The sequence below is a fragment of the Candidatus Symbiopectobacterium sp. NZEC135 genome (genome assembly GCF_025962695.1).
In genome coordinates this window covers 1-785 of record NZ_JAGFPF010001000.1, presented here as the reverse complement: position 1 = coordinate 785, position 785 = coordinate 1, and the positions used below count along the sequence as shown (strand labels likewise).

Here is a 785-nt window from a genome sequence, read left to right as displayed (position 1 = left end):
ATTACTTTCGCCGCCGTTATGGTAACAATGCGCAGGGTCTGGCACAGCGCCCTGAACGCGGTTGGGATTCCGTCACTGTGCCGGGCGCAGTTGCAGGCTGGGAGGCATTGCACCGCCGCTTTGGCAAACTGCCTTTCTCCCAGTTGCTGAACAGTGCCATTGAGATTGCTGAACGTGGTGTCACTCTGGCGCCCATGGTAGCCCGTAAATGGCAAGCGGCGGTACCCATCCTTGCACAGCAGCCGGGGTTTGCCGACGCTTTTATGCCAAACGGACATGCGCCTCAAACAGGCGAAATATTTCGATTCCCCTCTGCCGCCAAAACGCTACGCACGCTGGCGGATCAGGGGGCAAGGGCATTCTATGAAGGGGAAATTGCTGAGGCCATCGTCGGTTGGTCACAGCAAACAGGCGGTAGTTTGACATTGCAGGATTTACGGGCCTATCAGCCAGAATGGGTGACACCAATAAGCCAGCAATATCGAGGCCATGAAGTGCATGAAATCCCCCCTAATGGCCAAGGTATTGCTGCATTGATCGCATTGGGTATTCTGGAACAATTTGATCTGCAAAGCCTGACGTTGGATGGCGTAGATGTTCAACATCTGCAAATAGAAGCAATGAAGCTGGCGTTTGCCGATGTGTACCGCTACGTTGCCGACCCGGCTTCAATGGAGGTCACGCCACAACAGATGCTGGATAGCCAGTATCTAAAACAACGTGCAGCGCAAATTGATCTGACCCGCGCTGCGCTGCCCGTTGCAGGAATACCACGCAGCGGCGGC

The 785-nt window shown here is 55.0% G+C and carries 1 protein-coding gene; it reads left to right on the top strand.

Annotated elements, in window-relative coordinates; translation table 11 throughout:
• On the top strand, positions 1-785 hold a 785-nt coding region (locus J5224_RS32025), incomplete at both ends, for a gamma-glutamyltransferase (protein ID WP_264628992.1).